This is a genomic window from Nocardia vaccinii NBRC 15922 (genome assembly GCF_001613305.1).
Lineage (GTDB): Bacteria > Actinomycetota > Actinomycetes > Mycobacteriales > Mycobacteriaceae > Nocardia > Nocardia vaccinii.
Genome location: NZ_BDCC01000061.1, coordinates 55,354 through 76,107, shown reverse-complemented (window position 1 = coordinate 76,107; position 20,754 = coordinate 55,354). Strand labels below are relative to the sequence as shown.

The following is a 20,754-nucleotide window of genomic DNA, read 5'->3' as shown; positions in this document are numbered from 1 at the left end:
GCGGCAAGGCGTGCATGTGCGCGCCCCCGCGGCCGGTGCGACATACCCCCCGACCGCGCCCGACCGCCTGCCGACTCGTACTCACCCGGACACCTGCCCGGCGGACGGCGAGTGTCTGCGCCGTTCGCCGATGCGGCATCGTGTCCCGGAGTTCGGCCCGGATGCGGCGGACGGGACCACGGCGAGCGGCGATGTCCGTTCAGCCCCGTGCCGATGGTCGAACGTGGGCGGGTAGCTGCTCGCGGAGCATGGCGTCGATGTCGAGGGGGTCGTGGCCGATCAGGTTTTCCAGAGTGGGGTCGACGGTTGCGAATTCGCGTGCGCGGGCGGCGATGAACATGCCGAGCAGCATGTCCGAGATGTCGGCCGGAACTCCGAAGTCGATCAGCTGGTCCCGGAATTCGTTGTCCGGCACAATGATTCGCTCGACGCTGCGGCCCAGAAGAGAGGCGGTATGGGTGGCCAGATCTTCGAATGTCAGTGCGCGCGAGGCAGTCAAGGGCGGGGTGGGGCCGTCGACGGGGGTGTCGTCGGTGAGGATGGCGGCGGCGGCCTCGGCCAGGTCGTCGTGTGCGGTCCAGGCGACCGGGCCATCGGCGGGGACGGCGATGCGGCCGGACTCCGCGACGCGGTCCAGGAATCGCATTGCGCTCGTCAGGTAGAAGCCGTTGCGCAGGGCGGTATACGGCACGCCGCAGGTGCGCAGGATCTCCTCGGTAGCCGCGTGGTCGCGGCAGGGCTCGAAGTGGGAGTGCGGGTTCGCGCCCGCGTGGCTGGTGTAGAGAACGCGCCGCGCACCGGCCGCGACCGCGCCCTCGATTGCGGTGCGATGTCGGCGCACCGCTTCCTCGCCCAGTTCGTCGACCGAGACGACGAGCACCCGGGCCGCGCCCTCGAAGGCATACGGAAGGCTTTCGGGATCGGCGAAATCGGCTGGGCGAACCCGAATTCCGCGATCCGCGAATGCCTGCGCCCGGCGTGGATCACGGGCGGTGACCCCGATCCGCTCGGCGGGCACTCGCGTGAGCAGCCGCTCGACGATGCGGCGGCCGAGTTCTCCGGTGGCTCCGGTCACGATGATCATCACGTGCTCCATGCTTCCGTTGATATCAAAATTAGAGTATCACTGATATTAACGCTGGAATCGGCAAGACGCTATCGTTGATATATGCCGTCACGTCCGCACTCCGAGGCCGCCTCGGTCGAACCCCGTACCGGAACCGCAGGTCACGACCAGCCTCGGCGGCGGGTCGTCGAGGCCGCGATCGAACTGCTCGAACGCGAGGGCCGCGACGCGGTCACCACCCGCGCGGTCGCGGTCGCCGCGGGCATGCAGGCCCCGGCCATCTACCGGCTCTTCGGCGACAAGGACGGATTGCTCGACGCGGTGGCCGAATACGGCTTCGCCGCCTTCCTCGCGGCCAAACATGTGGACCCCGAACCGGCGGACCCGATCGCGGATCTGCGCGACGGATGGGATCTGGCGGTCGAATTCGGCCTGGCCAATCCCGCGCTCTACACACTGATGTACAGCGAGCCGCAGCGGAGCGACTCGGCCGCCTTCCGTGCCGGAATGGAGATTCTGCGCGGACGCGTCGGCCGCCTGGCAGCGGGTGGGTGGTTGCGCGTGAACGAGGAGATCGCGGTCATGGCCATCCATGCCTCGGGGCTCGGGGCGGTGTTCACCTGGCTGTCCCTGCCGCCGGATCGGCGCGATCCGGCGCTGCTGCGGGTGCTGCGCGAATCCATGGTCACCGCCGTGACGAACAGTGAACCGGCAGTTCAGGATTCGACGGTGTCCGGCACTGCGCGCACACTGCGCGCCACACTGCCCGAACGCACCTCGTTGAGCGCGGCCGAACAGCAGCTGCTGACGGAGTGGCTGGATCGCCTGGCCGCGGACGAGTGAGCATCGTAATCGTGTGCTGCTCGGACGTTTTCGGTGCAGCGGAGAGAAGGAAGCCGTGAGGGATCGGGCCGGGAGATGGGAGCCGCTGCGGGTGCTCGTCGCTGCCGCCGATCCGGATGTCCTGGACGTGCGGTGGTCGCCCGCCTCGGAATCCGCCTCGCACAAGGCATTCCAGTACGCGCGGGTGTTCCTGGTCGGTCCGGGGGAGAGCGGCTCGCGCCGGTATCTGGACCTCGTCGACCGGCGCGCGCAGGCATCGGTGCGGCTGCCCGCGGAGCTGATCGCGGGGGAGTACGCGATCGAGATCGATGCCTATGCCGGGGCGAGTTGGGGAGACGGCCGTCTGGACGCTCGCGGGCGTAGCGCGACGTTCACGATCGGCTGAGCAGCCGGGCGAAGGGATCGCTACTGGACCGCGGCCGCGCGCCGGGCGGCGGCGTTGACCCGGCTCAGGACCGCGTGCAACTCCTCGAGGTCCTCGATGCTCACGCCGAGACGTTCCACGACGGCGGGGGGAATCTGCTCCGCGCGGGCGCGCAGCGCACGCCCGGCGGTGGTCAGATCGATGACCAGGGCGCGTTCGTTGCGGGTGTCGCGGCGGCGGGTGATGTATCCGGCGGCTTCGAGGCGCTTGAGCAGCGGGGACAGCGTCGGTGAATCGAGTTGGACCAGTTCGCCGATCTCCTTGACCGAGAGCGGTGACTCACCCCACAAGGCGAGCATGACCAGATACTGCGGATGGGTCAGGCCCATCGGTTCGAGTAAGGGGCGGTAGATGCCCAGAACCGAACGGTTCGCCAGCGCCAGCGCGAAGCAGACCTGGCGATCCAAGCGCAGCGGATCATCGATGCGGGACGTCACAACTCCGCCTCTCCTTCGCCGATCCCATCTACTAACAATTAGTACACGAATCGTAGGTGTGTGGATCGCGTAGTGCAACGAACATCACAGGTGGACGCACTGTTGAAGCGCTCCGGCGCGGATGTACCGACACTTCTTTTGTGTTAATAGTTAGTGCACGAACTTCTCGTACCCGAAGGAGAGGGCGATGAGCGACCGGACGCCGAACCCGCTACAGCGATTGCGCTACGTCTGTGGCGGCACGCTGCCCGAGTCGATGTCCGAGTGGGTGCGCAACGATCTCACCGGTCCGGGGGCATCCCGTCGCTACCTGCTGCGGCTGATGATTCCGCTGTTTCTGGTGCTCAGCCTGTTCCTGCTGGTGCCGGGCCCGCTGTGGATGGGCGGGGCGATGATGGCGCTGATCTTCCTGCCGCTGATGTTCTTCGCCATCGCGCTGACCTACGTCTACCGGCGCTATCGGCTGGCCAAGCACGGCCTGGATCCGGCGCTGGCCGATGCGGCCGCGCGCGACCGGGCCGCGGTCGAACGCGAAGCCTACGAACGCAGCCACGGTCGCGGCTGACCCTCGTTTCGGCCGGTAGGTGAGAAGATTTCCGGCATGAGTGAGAGTCTTCGGTTCGTCTCCACTGCCGGTGAACTCGACGCATTACCGTTGATGTCGGTCATCATGGCCGCCAAACCGGCACGGTCCGTGTTCCAGAAATGGCTCGATCAGCAGGGCGGTCCGCCGACCTGGGTTCGCACCATGAGCAGCGACCGCTACACCTGCGAGGAGTTGAGCGTCGGGCCGTTCCCGCTCTCGGCCCCGCGGCAGTTCCGGTTCGTCGTACTCTACGACCCGTCCGTGGACGGCCATCCCAGTCAATGGGAGCCGCAGCTCGAGTGAGGCGCGTGGCAGCCGGGTGCGCCGGTCGGCGCAGGGCTCGCTACGGTGTTGGGCGCACGGGCGTCCAATGCTGGAGTTGATGTGTCGTTGCCGACGATCGAGATACCGACGATGCCGTCCGCGGTCCATTCCGGGCCGTCGCGTCGCGCGATTGCGATTCCTGTCTGCTTTGCCGTCGCCGCGGCGGGGGTGATCGCGGGCGGGTACTACCTCGAGCTGGTGTTGCGCGCGCCGCGGCTGATGCTGCACCTGACCGATCTCGGGGTGTATCAGATCGCGGGACATCGTGTGTCCCAAGGGATCTCGCTTTACGATACGCCGCTGCTCGGACATACCCGCGGTGTGATGGAGTTCGTCTACACGCCGTTCGCGGCCCTGCTGTTCGTACCGCTGGCCGGGGCGGCCGGCGTGCTGCGATCCTGGGTCGCGGGGCTGGGCAACGCCGCGATGGTCGTCGTGTCGGCATGGGCGGCGTTATCGATGCTGGGGTATCGGCGGGATCTGCGGATGGCGCTGCTGGGCGTGCCGATCGCCGGACTGGCCATGTGGTGTGAGCCGATCCGGCAGACCATGGCGTTCGGTCAGGTCAACATCCTGCTGCTGATGCTCGTGCTGGTGGATATGGCGCTGCCGGATTCGTCGCGCTGGAAAGGCGCGCTGACCGGCGTCGCGGCCGGAATCAAGCTGACGCCCGCGTTCTTCGTGCTGTATCTGCTGGCCACCAAGCGGTATCGGGCGGCGGCGGCATCCATCGGCGGATTCGCCGCTACCGTGCTGGTCGGGGCATTGGTCATGCCGCGCGACTCGCTGACGTTCTGGAGTGGCGCGTTCGCCGATCCCGCGCGGGTGGGCGTGCCGCAGAACGACTCCAACGAGTCGTTGCGCGGACTGCTCGCCCGCACCGTCGGCGTCGCGGGAATTCATCAGCTGCTGTGGCTGATCGCGGCGCTGGCGATCGCCGTGATCAGCCTGGCGCTGGCCCGGCGGCTTGCGCACACGGGGCAGGAACTGGCCGCCGTCGCGCTGTGCGGGCTGACCATGACGACGGTGTCCCCGTACAGCTGGGTGCATCACTGGGTGTTCCTTTTCCCGGCGCTGATCGTGCTGGCCGAACTGGCGATCCGGCGGCCCGGCGTGCGGACCGTGCCGATCGCGGTGATCACGGCGGTGATCGCTTCGGGCGGGGTGTTGCCGCTGTCGGGTGTGCGAGCGAGCAGCGTTTTCGACTATCACGAACATTCGACGCTGTATCACAACGCCTATATCTGGCTCACCCTCGCGTTGCTCGTTGCCGCTGCCGGGTATGTGCGCGGCCGGTCCGGTGACCGGGCATCGCGGGAGTTCGTGTCCGACGACGAGCCGCGCCCGGTCGCCGGCGGGGCACGGTCGCTCGGGTGAATCGAGGAGTCGGCCGCCGGGCTGTCCGGGCGCTCGCGGAATGCGCGGCAGGTTCCGGAACGTTCCATCCGGTGAGTCTCTCCGGTTACCGATCCTCGAAAGGCGGCGACGCATGCCCCTCGCCCTGTCCATCCTCGATCTCGCGTCCATCGCACCCGGTCGGACCGCACGGGACAGTTTCGACAACAGCGTGGCGCTGGCGCGCGCCGCCGAGCGCAGCGGGTATCGGCGGGTCTGGTACGCCGAGCACCACAACATGGGGTCGATCGCGTCGAGTGCGACGAGCGTGCTGATCGGGCATGTCGCGGGGCAGACCGAGAGCATCCGGCTCGGCGCGGGCGGGATCATGCTGCCCAATCACTCACCGCTGGTGATCGCCGAACAGTTCGGCACGTTGGAGACGTTGTATCCGGGGCGGATCGACCTCGGGCTCGGCCGCGCGCCGGGTAGCGATCAGAAAACCATGTTCGCGCTGCGCCGCGACCACTCCTCGGCCGACACCTTTCCGCAGGACGTGCTCGAATTGCAGGGCTATCTGACCGGGGACACCCGCATTCCGGGCGTGCAGGCCGTGCCGCGGGCGGAAGGCGTTGTGCCGCTGTACATCCTGGGCTCCTCGCTGTTCGGTGCGCAGCTGGCCGCACAATTGGGGCTGCCGTACGCGTTCGCCTCCCACTTCGCCCCCGACGCGCTGCACCGCGCGGTCGAGGTCTATCGGGATCACTTCCGGCCCTCCGAACAACTGGCCGAACCGTACGTCATGGCCGGTGTGAACGTCTTCGCCGCCGAAACGTACGAGGATGCGGCGCAGCAGCGGGCGGTCGCCTACCGGGCCCGTGCGCGGATGATGATCCGTCGCGGCGCGGGGGACGTCCCGTTCACCGACGAGGAGATCGATGCGTTCCTCGCCTCGCCCAACGGCCGCCACCTGACCGAGATGACCAAGTACACCGCCGTCGGCCTGCCCGAGGACGTCCTGGCCTACCTGAACGAATTCGCCACCTCCATCGGCGCGGACGAACTCATCCTGGTCCACCACGCCACCGAGATCGCCGACCGCATCCGCTCGGTCGAACTCACCGGCGCCGCAGTCGCCGCGACCGCCCGCTGATCTCGCGCGGCCGTCACCGATCCTGTTGGGGTACATGCTGATTGATGACATCGCAGGCGTGGCGGCTGCGCGGTGACAGCGGAGTCGACGGTCCGGGACCGGACACCGGGATGGATCCGCGAGGCCGCCGGATCTGTCGCGAATGCCGGATTGTCGAGGTACGGATGGGTACCGCCTCACCAGATGTGGTGAGAAGCGGTGTTCACGCGCCGGCGCGGCAGTGTTAACTTGGCCGGGGCGTCGTGGGTCCGGCGCTTCTCGTCGTTCTGTTCGAAGAAGAGGTTTCGGGGGCCGCCGATGTCGATCGGGGAAGCGACCGTTCACGTACCGGCAATCGGTGAGATACCGGACGAGCCAATGGGTTTCGCCGACCGCGAGGTCGTCGGGCGGGTACGCGAGGCGCTCGGGCGGAGCCCGGTCGTGGTGCTGGTCGCTCCGAACGACGATGCGGGAGTCGGGCGTACGCAGGTCGCCGCGGCATGCGCCCGGACGGCGATCGCCATGGGCACGACCGTGGTCGGATGGGTGTCCGCCGCCACCGAATCCGAACTGCTCACCGGACTGCTTGCCGTCGCCGAGGGGCTCGGTGTCGCCGAACCGGGTGATGCGGTGGGGTCCGCGCGCCGATTGGCCACCGCCCTGGCGGCACGGCCGGGTGCGAATCTGCTGATCCTGCATACCGTGAGCGACCCGGAGATGGTGCGCCCCTATCTGCCCGCCGGGTCGTCGGCGCGCGTGATTGTCATCGGAACAACCAGCGCCACAGCGGAATTGGGTGAGCAAGTGCTCATCGAGCCGTTCACCCGCGCGGAGTCGGTGGCCTATCTGCGCCGCCGGGCCCAACTGGACGACGACGCCGGAGCCGATGCGGTGGCCCGGGCCCTGGGCGATCTGCCGCTGGGTCTGGCCGTGGCGGCCAGTGCGATCCGCCTGCGCCGCCGCCATCCATCGCAGCGGCTGGACTATCCCGGATATCTCGAGCTGCTCGGATCCGGCGGGGTCGAGGCCGCGCTGGCGATCGCGGTGGAGAGTGTGCTGCTGGATGACGAGTCCGGTCTGCTGCGGCGTTTGCTCGAGACGGTGGCCGTGCTGCCCGGCCGACGGGCCCCGCTGGCCTCGCTGTACGGGCTGGTCGGCGATGACGACACCGGTCGCGAGGTGGTCGAGATGGCGATCGACGATTGTCTGCGTGGTGCGCTCCTGGTCTATTCGACCGATCGCCGCACGGTGCTCATGCATCCCCGGTTGGCCCGGGTGATCCGGGGACGGCTGGGCGATCGCGGTGCGCTGGACTCGGCGATCCGGACGGTCCGCGCGCTCGCCGGTCCGCACGACTCGGTCGCCCCGGCGGCGACCGATGTCGCCGCGCTGCTGCGCACGCTGACCGAGCGCACGGCCCTGCTGGGTGAACTGCATGCCGACACCGCCGCGGCCCGGGACAATTTGGCCGTCGCGTATCACCTTGCCGGAAACCATGATTCGGCGGTCCGGCTGTATGAGAGCACGCTGGCCCTAGCGGAAAGCCAACCGGGCCAGGAATATTCCGAGGCGCAGCGCATCCGCCGAAACCTCGCTCGTGCCTACCGGAGCGCCGGACGTCATGAGGACGCCGTCGCTCAACTCGAGCGCGTGGTGGCGGATCAGGAACGTCTCGCAGGTCCCGATGACGCCGAAACCCTCACGGCCCGTGAGTTTCTCGCCACAGCCTACCTACAGGCGGGACGGCACGAACCGGCGCTGGCGTTGCTCGAACGCATCGCCGACGACCGGCTGCGCCTGCTCGGTGACGCGGACCCGCTGGCGCTGGAGGCCTGCGGACATCTGGCTCGGGCGCACCACCACGTCGGCGAACGCGACACCGCCCTGCTGCTGCTCGAGGGTCTGTTGGCCGAGTGGGAGAAGGTGCTCGCGCCCGACGATCCGGAACTCGATCTGCACCGCGAGGAAATCGGCCGGATCTACCAGGAGGCCGAACGGTACGAGGAGTCGCTTCCGCTGCTCGAGCAGACCCTGGCGGCTGCCGAACGCACGCTCGACCCCGACCACCGCCGAATCGCCGATGCCTGCACCCTGCTCGCGTACTCGCTGTTCAATCTCGGGCGGCGCGCGGCGGCGGTGCCGCTGTTCGAGCGCGCCCTGCTGGTGAACGAGCGGGTGCGCGGCGCGGACGACCAGGAGACCCGTACGTCCCGAAAACGCCTGGCGCAGGCGTACATCGGCGTCGGCGAGCGTGCCGCCGACGGCATCGCCCTGTTGTCCTCGCTGCTCGAAGACCAGGAAAAACGGTGTGGTCCAGATGATCTCGAGACGGCGAGGCTGCGCTGGGAGTTGGTCCACGCGCACGTGAAGGCCGGTCGCCATGCGGAGGTGATTCCGCTGCTCGAACAACTCCTGGCCACGTACGAACGGTGCCTGACCGATCAGGAGCAGCAGGTCGCCGATGTGTGCCTGGCCCTGGCGCGCAGCTATCGGGCCGTGGAACGGTACCGCGATGCGATTGCGCTGCTCGAACGCGTACTCGCCGAACGGGAGAGCCGCCTGGGCGCCCATCACGCCGAGACCGACGAGGTGCGCATGCTGCTGGGCGTGAGCCTGCACGGAGCGGACCGATGCGCCGATGCGATCCCGGTGCTGATTCGCGTGCTGACCGATCGGGAGAGCCGCCTCGGTTCCGATCACGCCGAGGTCGACACCGCTCGCCTGTTCCTCGGTGACGCGTACGCCAGGACCGATCGGCACGCCGAATCCGTTCCGCTGTTGCAACGCATGTTTTCCCAGCGGGAACGGCGATACGGCACCGACCACGACCAGACCATGGTCGCCGGGGTCATGCTGGCTCGCGCGTACGCCGAGTCGGGGCGCAGCTCCGATGCCCTGTCGCTGAACGAGACACTGGTCGCCCGGCGGGAGCGGACATTGGGCCCCGATCACAAGCTGACGCTCACCACCCGCAACAATCTGGCGGCCGCCTACCAGGCGACCGGACGCCTCCGCGAGGCGTTGACGATGCACGAGAGCATCCTGGCCGCCCGCGAACGCACCCTGGGCCCCGATCACCCCGAGACGCTCATCTCCCGCAACAATCTCGCGGACGCCTACCAATCGGCGGGACAGAAGGATCTGGCGATCATGCTCTTCGAGCAGACGCTGACCGCCCGCGAGCGTGTCCTGGGTTTCGAGCATCCCGACACGGTCAACAGTCGCGGCAATCTCGCCGTCGCCTACTCCGGTGTGCGCCGATACGAGGACGCGATCCTGTTGCACGTGGTCAATGCCGATATCCGCGACCGCTCGCTGGGTCCGGAGCATCCCGATACGCTGACCATCCGGCACTATCTCGGTTTCGCCTACGTCAACGCGCGGCGCTTCGCCGAGGGCATCGACATGATCCTGAAGACTCTGGCGGGACGCGAGCGCGCCTTGGGCCCGGAACATCCGTTCACGCTCAACACCCAGCACAATCTCGGCGTCGCGTACCACCTGTACGGCGACCACGATCAGGCCGTACACATCCTCGAACACACCCTCGCGACCAGAACCCGAATACTGGGTCCCGGCCATCCGCTCACCGAATCCACTCGAAAGTACCTGGACGACAACCTCACTCGCCGCTGGGGTCGGTGACCGGCCACGCCGGAAGCGATATGCCCGTGGCCGAGATCGACGTCGCCCGTCGCGCATCGGAGGTGTGAGCGGCGCACCCGAGGGGAATTTCCCTCAAAGCGCCCCGCCCGGAGGCGCTCGCACGTCAGGATCGACACGGCGTGACGAGCTCGGCCGGGTGAACCGAACCGCGGGCACGGCGGCGCTGTCGCACTGTTGCGAGCCGGGCGTACAGGAGGAACCGATGCGACGACGCATCTCGAAAGCCGATGTGTGGCACCACATCATGTCCGGACTGATCATGCTGGGAGGAACTCTCGGCGCGGCCGAGGTCTACGGCGAATACCTGCGCGAACGGCAACAGGCCGGCCGACCGGAGCCGGAATGGGACTGGTCGATTCCGCACCGGTGGTACGACCAGGCGCGTCACCCCGGCAGCGCCTGACCGCGGCGGCGGTAGCGACGATCGTTTCGGAACACGGCCGAATCGGGGGTGTGCCGCCGGGCACAACGGCCGATGTTGCATGCTGGGGCGATGCGGGTGCTGGTGGTCGAGGACGAACCGCGCTTGGCGCAGACGTTGCGTCGCGGGCTCGAGCTGGAGGGTTTCCTGGTCCAGCTGGCCGCGACCGGCGTCGACGGCCTGTGGTGGGCCACCGAACACGACTTCGACGTCATGGTGCTGGACATCATGCTGCCCGGGTTGAGTGGATACGAGGTGCTGCGCCGGGTGCGCGCACAGGATGTGCGGACCCCGGTGCTGATGCTGACCGCCAAGGACGGTGACTACGACCAGGTCGACGCCCTGGACCTGGGCGCGGACGACTACCTGACCAAACCGTTCTCGTTCGTCGTGCTGATCGCCCGGCTGCGCGCACTGCTGCGGCGGCGCGCGCCTCAGCAGCCCGTGCGGCTGCGGTCGGGCGATCTGGTGCTCGACCCGGCCCGGCGCTCGGTGCATCGCGGCGACACCTCGCTCACACTCACCCCACGGGAATTCGGACTGCTGGAATTCCTGTTGCGGCACAAGGGAAACGTGCTGACCAAGGCCGAAATCCTGCGCAACGTCTGGGATGTGCACTACGACGGTCCGGAAAACGTGGTCGAGGTCTACGTGGGATATCTGCGCAAGAAGATAGATGCGCCCTTCGGCCGCAGCAGTATCGAGACACTACGTGGCGTCGGTTATCGTCTGCTCGATCCCGAGGGGACCGGCAACGGGCAGCTCGAGCACGAAACGGGCTCCACCCCAGGGTGATTCGTCGATCATGACCGTCCCACCGTGTGCGGCAACGATTTCCGATACGATCGCCAGCCCGAGGCCGGACCCGCCGCTGCTGCGGGCCCGGTCGTCGTCCAGGCGCACGAAACGTCCGAATACCCGCTCGCGGTCGGCCGGCGGGATGCCGGGGCCGTCGTCGTCGACGATCATGCGGGCGTGCGCACCGTCGCTCTCCAGCCCGATCGCGACCCGGGCCCGCGCGTGTGCGGCGGCGTTGTCGGCGATATTGCGCAGTGCCCGAGCGAGTCTCGGCCGATCGCCGATCACCCGGACGGGCACGATCGCGGTGCGCACCCACACATCACCGCGCAGCCGTAGCGCGCCCGCCTCGGCATCGGCAAGATCGTCCAGATCCACCTCGCCTGTGCGCAATTCGAGGCCGTGCTCGTCGGCGGCGGCCAGGGTCAGTAGATTCTCCACCAGTTGGCGCATCCGCTCGGTCTCCGGCAGCAGCGCGCCCTCGATGAGATCGCGGTCCAGCGCTTGTGGCCGATCGCGGGCCAATTCCAGGGCCGCGGTGATGGTAGCCAGCGGGCTGCGCAGCTCGTGCGAGGCATCGCCGACGAAGCGTTGCTGGGCCCGATGTCCCGCCTCGACCCGCGCGAGCATCTCGTTCATCGTCTCGGCCAGGCGGGCGATCTCGTCGCGGGCCGCCGGCACCGGCACACGCTGCGACAGGGCCGAGGACCCGATCCGCGCGACCCGCGACCGGATCGCCTCCACCGAGCGCAGCGACCGCCCGACCAGAAGATATGTCGCCGCCGCAGCGGCGAGAACGACCAGTGGCCCGCCCATCGCCAGGAGTGCGGCGACCTCGCCGATGGCATGTTCGACCGATTCGGTGTCCGCCGCCACCAGGATCGTGAAATCCCCGCGCGGAGTGCTCACGGTGCGTGCCGCGACGCGCAGGTCCTCGTCGTAATCGCTGGTCGGCGGCAGTCCGACGGCAGGAGTTCCGGCCGACTGCGGATCGGTCAGGGGAGTGCTCAGCTTATCGGCCGACCGCCAGGCGATCCGGCCGTCCGGGGCGACCACCTGCACCGCCACCACCTGCCCCTCGACGGCGAGCAGCCCGTCCGGGACCTTACGGCCGTCGCTGTGTCCCAGTTCGTCGGCGATCTGGCTGGTCCTGGTGTCGGCGGCGACGTCCAGCTGGTGAATCAGCGAGCGACGCAGCAGCCCGAGCATCGCGCCCGCGGCGATCAGCAGCACCACGCCGACGACCAGCGCGGCAGTCATGGCCGACCGGATCCGCACCCCCCAACGCGAGGGCCGCAGCCAGACCGGGATCCCATTCACCTGCCCATCATGCGATATCACGGCCGCTTCGGCGCGCACGGTTCACCGGTGGTTCGCGGGCGCGTCGCGCGGGCAGTGCGGACGAGGATCGTTCGCCTTGTCGAATTTCCTTGTGCGCCATCGGTTATTCACTGAAGTCCGGTCTCCTGGTAAGCAAGATCCGAGGGCCGGGTGCAGAGCGTGGGGGGAGATGACTCTATGACGCTCGAGATGCCGCCCGAATTGCGCTGGTTGGGCTGGATCGCGGGCACCGCCTGGCCCGACGGCGACGAGGACGCCATGTGGGCCCTGTCGAACGCGTGGAAGGCCGCCGCGCAGGCCCTGTCCGCACTGGAACCGGACGTCGAAACGGCGAAATCCGATACCGAGAAGGCCTACCCCGCCGGCGCGGGCGCGGACAGCATGGGTGCGAAATTCGATGACCTGATCAACGGCGACCATTCGGTCAAGACGCTGGCCGAGATGTTGCAGGAGGTATCCGACTCGACCTTCGATATGGGCACCCAGTTGCAGGCCACCAAGCTCACCATCATCCTGTCGCTGGCCTGGTTGGCGGCCGAGATCATCTGGGCGTGGACGTTCCCGCCGACCGCGCCGGCCGTGGAGGCCGGAGCCATCGCGACCACCCGCTCGGTGCTGAAGATCGTCGAGGACTACGTCCAGAACTTCGTCGAGCGGCTGGCTCAGCGCCTGGGCGCCTCGGCGATGAAGGAGCGCTACTACTTCAAGGAGCTGCTCAGCGGCGGCAAGCTGATCATGCCCAGCGCCAAGGGATTCGGCGTTTACACGGTCAAGATCCTCGAGGGCGCGGCGACCTCGGCGCTGATGGACGGCGCGGTGCAGGTCGGTCAGATCGCGGCGGGTAAGCGGCACAGCTTCGACTGGAAGGAATTCGGCGTCTCGATGGCGGCGTCGGCCGCCGGTTCGATACCCGGTCGGGAGGTCGCGCGTTACATGGGTTTCGGGATGGACAAGTATCTGGGCAGTTCGCTCGCCAAGATGAACATCCCGCTCGGCAAGGGCATCGCCTACCCGGCGGGGGCGGTGTTGCGCGGCGCGAGCATCGGCGCGGTCTCGGGCGCGACCAGCACGCTTTTCGGGAATATGGTCGCCGCGGCCGCCTACGGCCCGGGAGCGTTCGGCTCACCGATGGGCTGGGTCGGCGGTATCTCGCGTGGTGCGATCGTCGGCGCGGCGCGCGGCACGTTCGTCAAGCGGACGGTACCGACCACCGACGATCTGCGGTACTCGGTGTGGATGAAGAACCAGGCGACGAACAAGGTCAAGCGGACCGATCGTCCGAATCCGAACGCGGGCAACACCACGAACGGTGGCAACACCACGACGGGTGGCAACACCACCACCGGTGGCAATACGCGGCCCGGTGGCAACACCACGACGGACGGCAACACGACCACCGGTGGTAATACGACCACGGGTGGCAACACCACGCGGAATACCGGAGCGCAGACCAACACGACCGCCGGTAACACCGGCCAGGTCATCGCGAGGCCGACCAATCACCCTGCACCGCAGACTAATTCGAGAACCAACGGTGGCTCCGACCAGATCGAGATGCAGCCCTTGGGATCGAGTCGTGGCGGCGGCAACGCACAACTTGCTCCGTCGTCGGGGCTGCGGGGGACCGGTGGGACGCAGGACGGTTCGTCGACGGTGATCCGTCCGGTTGCCAACAGTTCGCAGCTGGGCGGGAGTTCGGGCCTGCGCGGTAACGGCGGTCTACAGCGCGGCTTCCCGGTCGACAGCCGGAGTCAGGGGTCCACTCTCGGCGGCGGGCGCGGCAACTCGGACCTGTTCCCCGCGCCCACGTCGAGGCAGAGCGGTCAGTCGCCGCTGACCTCCGGCCTCGGTGGCGGGAGGTCGAACGTGGCTTCCGGTCTGGGTGGTGGGAAATCCGAGATCACGCCTGGCCTGGGTGGCGGGAAATCCGAGTTGACGCCCGGCCTGGGTGGCGGGAAGTCCGAGATCACGCCCGGTCTGGGTGGTGGCAAGACCCAGACCACGCCCGGCCTGGGTGGTGGCAAGTCCGAGTTGACGCCCGGCTCGGGTGGCGGGAAGTCCGGTCTCACCTCGGGAATCGGCGGCGGGAAGTACCGCGGGCCCGCACTCGGCGAGTCGTCGAATCTCCTCGGCGGCCGGTCGACCGCGCGCGGCGGCCTGTTCGGGGACGGGTCCACGAACAACACGGGCATGCGAGGAAGGTCGTTCGGCACGGAGGTCGGGCGCGGCGGCGGCCGGTCCCTGTCCGCACCCCCGCAGCTCCGCGAGGGCAACCCGACGATACGGCCGCCCGCGGAGAGTGAGCAGGGCTCCGTCGGCGGCCGGTCCAACCAGTCGTCCCTCGACGAGTTCCTGCGAATGGTGCCGGACGACGATCTGATTCGTCCCCCTCGCCAGGAGTCGGTCAACTCCGACAGCGAAGAGGGCGGGATGTTCCGGATGGGTCCGGAAGGTGATCTGTTCGGGGGCGGTCGGGAAGTTTCGCCGTCACTGCGCGGTAATCGCGACGACGAGTCGATCGGGTCGGACAACGAGAGTTACGGCTTCCGGCCGAACTTCGATGAGACGCTGTTCCCCGGTGGTGGATCCGCGCCCGCGTCGCTGGGCGGCGGCCGCGACAGCGGGGTGATCGGCCCGGTCGGCAACGACGGGTTCCGCGGTGGCGGATTCCGCGGCGGGTCCGCGCCCGGATCGTTGCGTGGTGGCGACGATCAGGTGTTCCGGCCGAACGAGCAACAGACCCCGGTGCCGCCGCGTGCGGGTATGAGCGGCGAATCGGAGCAAACTCCGAAGAAACCGCCGACCTCCTTCGAGTCCTCGGTGGACGGCGGATTCAAGTCACCCACGCCGTCACGTGGCAATTCCGAGCAGGGCGGTTCGAACCTGCGCGGCGGCCCGGTGTCGCGTCGCGGTTCGGATGACGAATCGGACTTCTACGACTATCTGTCGGATTACCGGAACTCCCGTGGCAGTGCCGACGAGTTCCCGGGATTCTCGGGAAGGCGTGGTGGCTCCGACCAGATCTCCGACTACGAGGTGTTGTTCCGGCCGAACAGCCGAGGCGAGGACGATTTCGAGCTCTACCGCGGCGACGACGGTTCGATCTACTTCGGGCCTGCGGGCCGCAGAGGCGGGTTCGACATCGAGGACATTCCGCATCCCTTCGGCACCGGCGGCGTCGCGCGCGGCGGCGGCGACAACCTGAGCATCCGTTCGGCTCCCGGCGCCCTGGGGGGCGGCAACGAACGCGGCACTCCCCGGCCGTTCCGGGGCGGTGGTTCGGATGATGAGCAGTTCGTTCCGCGGCCGTTCCGTGGTGATGACTCGGATAGCGAGCACTACATTCCGAGACCGTTCCGAGGTGGTGATCACTCGGATGACGAATTCGGTAACCACATGTCCGGTGCGCTCGGCGGGGGGCCGTCGAATCCCGGACGGTTCAGGATGCCGAGTTTCGGAAGTAGCGACGACGAATTCGTCTACCGTCCGGGTCGCTTCGGAATCGACGAGAACGGTGGCGGTTACATCTTCCGGCCGGGCCGCTTCGGAGAAGGGGGCTACGACGACGGTTTCGGCTTCCGGCCGAATTTCCGGACCGGCATGGGCGATGACGATTCGCTCTTCTCGTCGGGAAGTATGCGCGGCCGCTCCAGCGACGACGATTCGCTCTACGCTGCGCCGGCCGACAACAGAGGTGGGGGCGACCGCACGGCGCCGCCGCCTCCGCCGCGGAATCCGAATCGTCCGGTCGGGGCGCCGGTGCCTCCGCCGGTTCCGCCGCGGAATCCGGCTCGTCCGGCTCCGGCCGCCGGCGGGCCCCCGGCGGCTCCGGCCGCGCCGAACCGGGACGACGACTTCCTGGGCAAGTCGACCGATATGAAGGCGAAGACCCGTCCGAAGCGCGAACCCGAGTGGCGAGAGCTGCCGGGGCCGTACGAGGCGCCGACCGCGCCGAGTGCCGACACGTGGCTGGACGGGGCGAGCGGTCCCACCGGCCCTGGTGCGACGGGTCCGGGCGGGGCATCGGGGCCGGGTGCGACGGGTTCGGGCGCGTCGGGCTCCGGAGGCAACCCCTTCGGGGACAACCCGTTCGGCGACAACCCGGGCGGAACGAATCCTGCGGGAAGCAACCCGGCGGGAACCGATCCGAGCGGTACCAACCCGAGCGGAACCAACCCGGCGGGAACCGATCCCGGCGGGAGCGGATCGTCCGGCCCCTCGAATGTGGACGTGGCATTCAAGCTCTAGTGACGATCGAAGATCGTGTCGACGTCGGATCGGATTTCCTTGTGCGACACGTCTTATTCACCGTCGTGCGATGAGCTTGATGGGCAGAGCCTACGGTGGAGGTGTCATGGTCAACGAGCGGTTGGCGGCCAATGTGGCCACGATGCTCGAGGGACTGCAGGACCAGATGCGCGGTATCGCCGACCTGCAGCAGCGGCGTTCCGAGCTGACGGCGACGGCGTCGATCGGCGAGGACCGCGTGCAGGTGACGGTCAATGCCGACGGCATGGTGGTGGAAACCAAGTTCGGCAGCGAGGTCTCGGATCTGAGCTACGAGGAGCTCGCCGAGTACGTGACCGCCGCCGCGCAAGCAGCGATGCAAGGGGTGCGCAATCGCAGCCGCGAACTCATGCAACCGCTGATCGAGCGTAGATCGCGGCTGCCGAAACTCTCCGAAATCATCGAGGGCGCACCGGATCTGGAGGATATCCTGCCGCCCGCGCCGCCCCCTTCGACGGAGCCGCCACACCTGCGCGGCAACTTCGAGGACGACGACGAACAACGGCCGCTGATCGCCGATACGGACCACTGAGGACGCAAAGATGACCAGTGTCGAAATCAATCCCGACCAATTGCGTACTGCCGCAGCGGATTGCGATCGGATCCACGGATCCATCCTGACCGCCTTGAGGAGCCTGCAGTCCACGGTGGACGCCAAACAGGCGCCGTGGGGCAACGATTCGTTCGGCAAGAAGTTCGCCGACGGCGACAAGGGCTACATCGCGGTCAGCAAGAACCTGCTCGAAGGCATCAACGATCTGGCCACCACCTTCGGCACCTTCGCCTCCGGCCAGCGCGAGGCCGCCGACGAGCTGAGCAATGCCGACACGGGGCACGCCAACCACTGACGCGAGGCCGCCACGCCGAGGTTATCGTGGGGTTATGGGTGTCATCGGCGAAATGTTCCCGGGTAGGAAGCTGACCGACGAGGACGGCGAGGCGGGCGACGGCCAGACGCACCGGCCACGTCTCGAATTGGACCTCGACGGCGGCGTGGTGCGGTTGTCCGCCCCCGCGCGGCCGCGCTCAGCCGAGCAGGGCGTGGGCGACGGTGTAGCCGAGTAGCGCCGCGCCGAGGCCGGAGATCACGCTGACCAGCACATTCGTCGTCGCGTAGAAGTACGCGCGCTGTTCCAGCAGCCGCAATGTCTCGAAGCTGAACGTGCTGTATGTGGTCAGCGCACCGCAGAAGCCGGTACCGAGCAGGGCCAGCACCCGGATGTCGGCGGCCGCCCCGGTGAGCGCGCCCAGGATCAGACAGCCGGTCAGATTGACCGTGAGAGTGCCCCACGGAAACGGGCTGTCGTGGCGTGCGCCGATCGCGCGATCGGTGAGGTAGCGAACCGGCGCGCCCAGCATGGCGCCGAGGAAGATCAGGATGGTCGTCACGGGTTCAAGCCTGTCCGTCGTCGGTGTCGGCGCTGTGAATCTGCTTGCGCAACAACACTGTTCGTGTCAGCGTGACAGCCGCCAGGACCGCCAGCATGGCCGCGATCAGGGTTCCGGCCAGATAGCCGAAGGCCACGTACACGGTTCCGGGCTGGAGCAGGCCGCGGGTTTCCACGGCGTAGGTCGAGAAGGTGGTGAAACCCCCCAGGAAACCCACGCCGAGAAAGGGCCGTACCAGCCGATGCCCGGCCCAGACCTCCGTGATCAGCACCATCAGCACGCCGATGGCGAAACAGCCGAGGACATTCGTCAGGAAGGTCCCCCAGGGGAATTGGCCGGGCCGGGTGGGCAACAGCCGGGATACACCGAACCGGGCCTCGGCGCCGAGCCCGCCGCCCACGGCCACGACGATCAGCACCGGTCCGTGCTCACGAAACCAGCCGAGGCGCGCATTCACTTCGGTGGCGACATCGTCGGGAAGACGCACTTCGGGCACGACAGACTCCTACTCGAACATGAAAGCACTGGTCAAGTAGGGACTGTTGGCGGTGCGTGACCGCGGTTGTTCCCGCTGGCGGAAGTGGCGAGCCCCACCGCCACGTCGGTACAGAGTAGCGGGCTCGAATGGCTCGTCAGACGAGTTGTGGTGATCTTCACTCGCGCCGCCCTACTCGGCCTACTCGATGCCCGAGGGGACGTCGGTCGAATCTGAGAGAAAACAAAGGAAAGCCACAGGCTCCGGTCAGGCGCGCGACGCATGCTGGTGCGAGTAGCAGGAACCGGCGAGGGCGAGGTGCGCGATGGTCGAAATCGAGGTCACGGGGACGACGGTTACGGTTCACGTACTCGGCGCACACCGGTTCCTTTCGTTGCGCGAGCAGGTCACCTTCGACCTGTCGAATATCACCGAGGTCGCGCCCGCCGAGGTCGATCTGCGCCCGCCGTGGGTGCGTGCGCCGGGCACCTTCTTCCCGGGCGTCATCGCGGCCGGGATCTTCCGCGGTAAGCACCGCAAGGAATTCTGGGACACGCTCTTCGACGGGCGCGGGGTGCGCATCGAGCTGTCCGGGACCGATTTCACCCGGCTGGTGCTGGACGTCGCCGATCCCGAAGCGGTGCGCCGACAGCTGACCAGGGCCGCCGCGGCCTGACTCTCACCCGGCCGCGATCAGATGCCGCTGGATGAACTTGGTCAGCTGCGGTCGCAGCAGCTGTGACCCCCAACTGCCCCACTGCGCGATGAACCCGTGGTCCACCCACGGCAGCACGAGCGACTGCACCGGGTTTCCGGCGGCATCGAGTGCGGTGGCCAGCCGGGTGGACTGGTCCGCCGGCACCAGATGATCGCTGCCGCCCTGCACCAGCAGCGTGGGCGGCAGGCCCGGGGTGACGTGTTCGGTCGGCGAGGCGGCGAGGTAGCGGTCCCGGTAGCGGTCGACGCTGCCGCCGGCGTAGCGGTCGAGCATGGTGCGTATCGCGAAGGGCATCCGCGTATCATCGAGTGCCGCAGGAAGATTCGTCAGCGGGTAGAGCGCGATCACCGAGCGCGCCCGAACCTCGGGCACATCGCAGGTCGGCGGGAACTGTGGATCGCCGACCGTGTACGCGGCCATCAGCGCGAGATTTCCGCCCGCCGAATCGCCCGCGACCGAGATGTTCGACGGTGCGATCCCGAATTCTCGAGCATGTTGACGGACCCAGCCCATCGCGCATTTGACATCGCCGGTGGCCTGCTGCCAGCGGGCCGGTGGGGCGAGCCGGTAATCGATGGAGAGGACGGCGACCCCCTGCGTGGCCAGCCAGCTGAACCAGCTGTTGCTCGCACCACGATCGCCGCTGATGAATCCGCCGCCGTGTACGAATACGATCGCCGGGGCGCCCGCCGCGGGCTGGGTGGGGAGATAGCCGTCCAACTGTAGGGGTTGTCCGTCGACGGTCGCGAAAGTCGTTGTCCGCGTGGGTGATCGGTGTGGCCCCTGATCGGAGAACGAGGCCCACGACACCGTGGTGCCGTGCGTGGTCGCGGTGCGCCAGGCGCTCAGCCAGGGGACCAGCACGACCGTGAGAGCCAGCGCCGCCGCGATCAACCCGGCCGCGAGCCGCCAGGGTTTGCGGCTGTGCCAGGACGCGATCGCGATGACCACGCACAGGAAGCAGGCCAACGCGAACCACAGCGTCGCCGCCGCCAGCGCCGATCCGACGGCGCCCACCACGTCCTGGATCGGTTCGACCGTAATCCTCGGCGCGAAGAAGACCACACCGCCGATGATCACCGCGACACACAGCAGCCAGGCCACGGCCGAGGCGAGGCGCGGTAGCACCGGGCGCGGCCGCGCCCGGTGCGCTGCTCGTCGTTCGGCCTCAGGAGCCTGATCGATATTCGACATGACCGTGTTGACCTCCGGTGGTGGATCCCAGCTGCGCGGACCGGCGACGATGACGCCGGGCGAGCCGATCGGCTGTGCAAACGGGCGACGGCGGCCCGGACCGGGCGATATGCCCGCCCGGCGGGTGCGAATGCCCGGATATGGCGACCCGCAAATCATGGGTGACAACGAGTCGCGGTGCAAATGCGGCGCGCGGGTCGGCGGCGTGGCGAGGTCCGGGTTCGGCGCGCATTCGCTACAGTGCTCGCATTTGCCGCGTCGTAGCCAAAATGTGCGTCACCAGCGTGGTCGTTGCCAGTAATCCGGTTCCACCGCAAG

General features: G+C 68.1%; 20 protein-coding genes. 14 read left to right on the top strand and 6 right to left on the bottom strand.

The genetic code is table 11. From position 1 onward, the window contains the following. Nucleotides 1–199: 199 nt before the first annotated feature. Nucleotides 200–1,084, bottom strand: a complete 885-nt coding sequence (locus NV1_RS32530) for an SDR family oxidoreductase (RefSeq protein WP_067900380.1) — start codon at nucleotides 1,082–1,084, stop codon at nucleotides 200–202. 84 nt (nucleotides 1,085–1,168) lie between these two features. Between NV1_RS32530 and NV1_RS32525 the strand changes: the two genes are divergently transcribed. Beyond that, nucleotides 1,169–1,909, top strand: coding sequence for a TetR/AcrR family transcriptional regulator (locus NV1_RS32525; protein WP_067900241.1), 741 nt, complete (start codon nucleotides 1,169–1,171; stop codon nucleotides 1,907–1,909). Nucleotides 1,910–1,964: 55 nt separating this feature from the next. After that, the gene (locus NV1_RS32520) at nucleotides 1,965–2,294 is read left to right on the top strand and encodes a hypothetical protein (RefSeq protein ID WP_157117512.1); all 330 of its coding nucleotides are present in this window, start codon (nucleotides 1,965–1,967) and stop codon (nucleotides 2,292–2,294) included. A gap of 20 nt (nucleotides 2,295–2,314) precedes the next feature. On the opposite strand, the gene NV1_RS32515 is transcribed toward NV1_RS32520, so the two are convergent. Then, the gene (locus tag NV1_RS32515; protein ID WP_067900235.1) at nucleotides 2,315–2,770 is read right to left on the bottom strand and encodes a MarR family winged helix-turn-helix transcriptional regulator; all 456 of its coding nucleotides are present in this window, start codon (nucleotides 2,768–2,770) and stop codon (nucleotides 2,315–2,317) included. 187 nt (nucleotides 2,771–2,957) lie between these two features. On the opposite strand from NV1_RS32515, the gene NV1_RS32510 reads away from it, so the two are divergent. The 7 genes from NV1_RS32510 (at nucleotide 2,958) to NV1_RS32480 (ending at nucleotide 11,029) form a co-directional block, all read left to right on the top strand. Further along, nucleotides 2,958–3,335, top strand: coding sequence for a DUF5313 family protein (locus tag NV1_RS32510; protein ID WP_067900233.1), 378 nt, complete (start codon nucleotides 2,958–2,960; stop codon nucleotides 3,333–3,335). A gap of 36 nt (nucleotides 3,336–3,371) precedes the next feature. Continuing rightward, a complete protein-coding gene (locus NV1_RS32505; protein WP_067900230.1) occupies nucleotides 3,372–3,659 on the top strand; it encodes a hypothetical protein in 288 nt (95 codons plus the stop codon). Between the two features lie 81 nt (nucleotides 3,660–3,740). Next, nucleotides 3,741–5,057 carry a glycosyltransferase 87 family protein gene (locus NV1_RS32500; RefSeq protein WP_067900229.1) on the top strand — a complete coding sequence of 439 codons (1,317 nt, stop codon included), beginning with the start codon at nucleotides 3,741–3,743 and terminating at the stop codon, nucleotides 5,055–5,057. Nucleotides 5,058–5,169: 112 nt separating this feature from the next. After that, nucleotides 5,170–6,168 (top strand): LLM class flavin-dependent oxidoreductase, encoded by a 999-nt coding sequence (locus tag NV1_RS32495; RefSeq protein ID WP_067900225.1) that lies wholly within the window; start codon nucleotides 5,170–5,172, stop codon nucleotides 6,166–6,168. A gap of 357 nt (nucleotides 6,169–6,525) precedes the next feature. Next, complete coding sequence (locus NV1_RS32490) at nucleotides 6,526–9,792, top strand: tetratricopeptide repeat protein (RefSeq protein ID WP_157117511.1); 3,267 nt, start codon at nucleotides 6,526–6,528, stop codon at nucleotides 9,790–9,792. Between the two features lie 223 nt (nucleotides 9,793–10,015). Further along, on the top strand, nucleotides 10,016–10,216 hold the full coding sequence (locus NV1_RS32485) for a hypothetical protein (RefSeq protein WP_157117510.1): 201 nt from the start codon (nucleotides 10,016–10,018) through the stop codon (nucleotides 10,214–10,216). A 90-nt stretch (nucleotides 10,217–10,306) separates the two neighbouring features. Continuing rightward, the gene (locus NV1_RS32480; protein ID WP_067900214.1) at nucleotides 10,307–11,029 is read left to right on the top strand and encodes a response regulator transcription factor; all 723 of its coding nucleotides are present in this window, start codon (nucleotides 10,307–10,309) and stop codon (nucleotides 11,027–11,029) included. On the opposite strand, the gene NV1_RS32475 is transcribed toward NV1_RS32480, so the two are convergent. After that, complete coding sequence (locus NV1_RS32475) at nucleotides 10,943–12,352, bottom strand: sensor histidine kinase (protein WP_067900376.1); 1,410 nt, start codon at nucleotides 12,350–12,352, stop codon at nucleotides 10,943–10,945. The two genes, NV1_RS32480 and NV1_RS32475, sit on opposite strands and share 87 nt — an antisense overlap. Nucleotides 12,353–12,550: 198 nt before the next feature. Between NV1_RS32475 and NV1_RS32470 the strand changes: the two genes are divergently transcribed. The 4 genes from NV1_RS32470 (at nucleotide 12,551) to NV1_RS32455 (ending at nucleotide 17,725) form a co-directional block, all read left to right on the top strand. After that, nucleotides 12,551–16,621, top strand: coding sequence for a WXG100-like domain-containing protein (locus NV1_RS32470; RefSeq protein ID WP_067900212.1), 4,071 nt, complete (start codon nucleotides 12,551–12,553; stop codon nucleotides 16,619–16,621). 70 nt (nucleotides 16,622–16,691) lie between these two features. Next, the gene (locus NV1_RS32465; protein WP_169813459.1) at nucleotides 16,692–17,192 is read left to right on the top strand and encodes a YbaB/EbfC family nucleoid-associated protein; all 501 of its coding nucleotides are present in this window, start codon (nucleotides 16,692–16,694) and stop codon (nucleotides 17,190–17,192) included. A 10-nt stretch (nucleotides 17,193–17,202) separates the two neighbouring features. Beyond that, a complete protein-coding gene (locus NV1_RS32460; RefSeq protein ID WP_067900206.1) occupies nucleotides 17,203–17,508 on the top strand; it encodes a WXG100 family type VII secretion target in 306 nt (101 codons plus the stop codon). A gap of 34 nt (nucleotides 17,509–17,542) precedes the next feature. Continuing rightward, the gene (locus tag NV1_RS32455) at nucleotides 17,543–17,725 is read left to right on the top strand and encodes a hypothetical protein (protein ID WP_067900203.1); all 183 of its coding nucleotides are present in this window, start codon (nucleotides 17,543–17,545) and stop codon (nucleotides 17,723–17,725) included. Here NV1_RS32455 and crcB (NV1_RS32450) read toward each other — a convergent pair. Both crcB (NV1_RS32450) and crcB (NV1_RS32445) read right to left on the bottom strand, forming a co-directional pair. Continuing rightward, the gene (gene crcB / locus NV1_RS32450) at nucleotides 17,687–18,049 is read right to left on the bottom strand and encodes a fluoride efflux transporter CrcB (protein ID WP_067900200.1); all 363 of its coding nucleotides are present in this window, start codon (nucleotides 18,047–18,049) and stop codon (nucleotides 17,687–17,689) included. The genes NV1_RS32455 and crcB (NV1_RS32450) overlap by 39 nt on opposite strands. A gap of 4 nt (nucleotides 18,050–18,053) precedes the next feature. Then, nucleotides 18,054–18,545: a fluoride efflux transporter CrcB gene (gene crcB / locus NV1_RS32445; protein WP_084526083.1), complete on the bottom strand. Its 492-nt coding sequence runs from the start codon at nucleotides 18,543–18,545 to the stop codon at nucleotides 18,054–18,056. A 304-nt stretch (nucleotides 18,546–18,849) separates the two neighbouring features. On the opposite strand from crcB (NV1_RS32445), the gene NV1_RS32440 reads away from it, so the two are divergent. After that, nucleotides 18,850–19,200: a hypothetical protein gene (locus tag NV1_RS32440; protein ID WP_067900197.1), complete on the top strand. Its 351-nt coding sequence runs from the start codon at nucleotides 18,850–18,852 to the stop codon at nucleotides 19,198–19,200. A 3-nt stretch (nucleotides 19,201–19,203) separates the two neighbouring features. Here NV1_RS32440 and NV1_RS32435 read toward each other — a convergent pair whose 3' ends face one another. Next, complete coding sequence (locus NV1_RS32435; RefSeq protein ID WP_067900370.1) at nucleotides 19,204–20,436, bottom strand: alpha/beta hydrolase; 1,233 nt, start codon at nucleotides 20,434–20,436, stop codon at nucleotides 19,204–19,206. Between the last annotated feature and the right edge of the window lie 318 nt (nucleotides 20,437–20,754).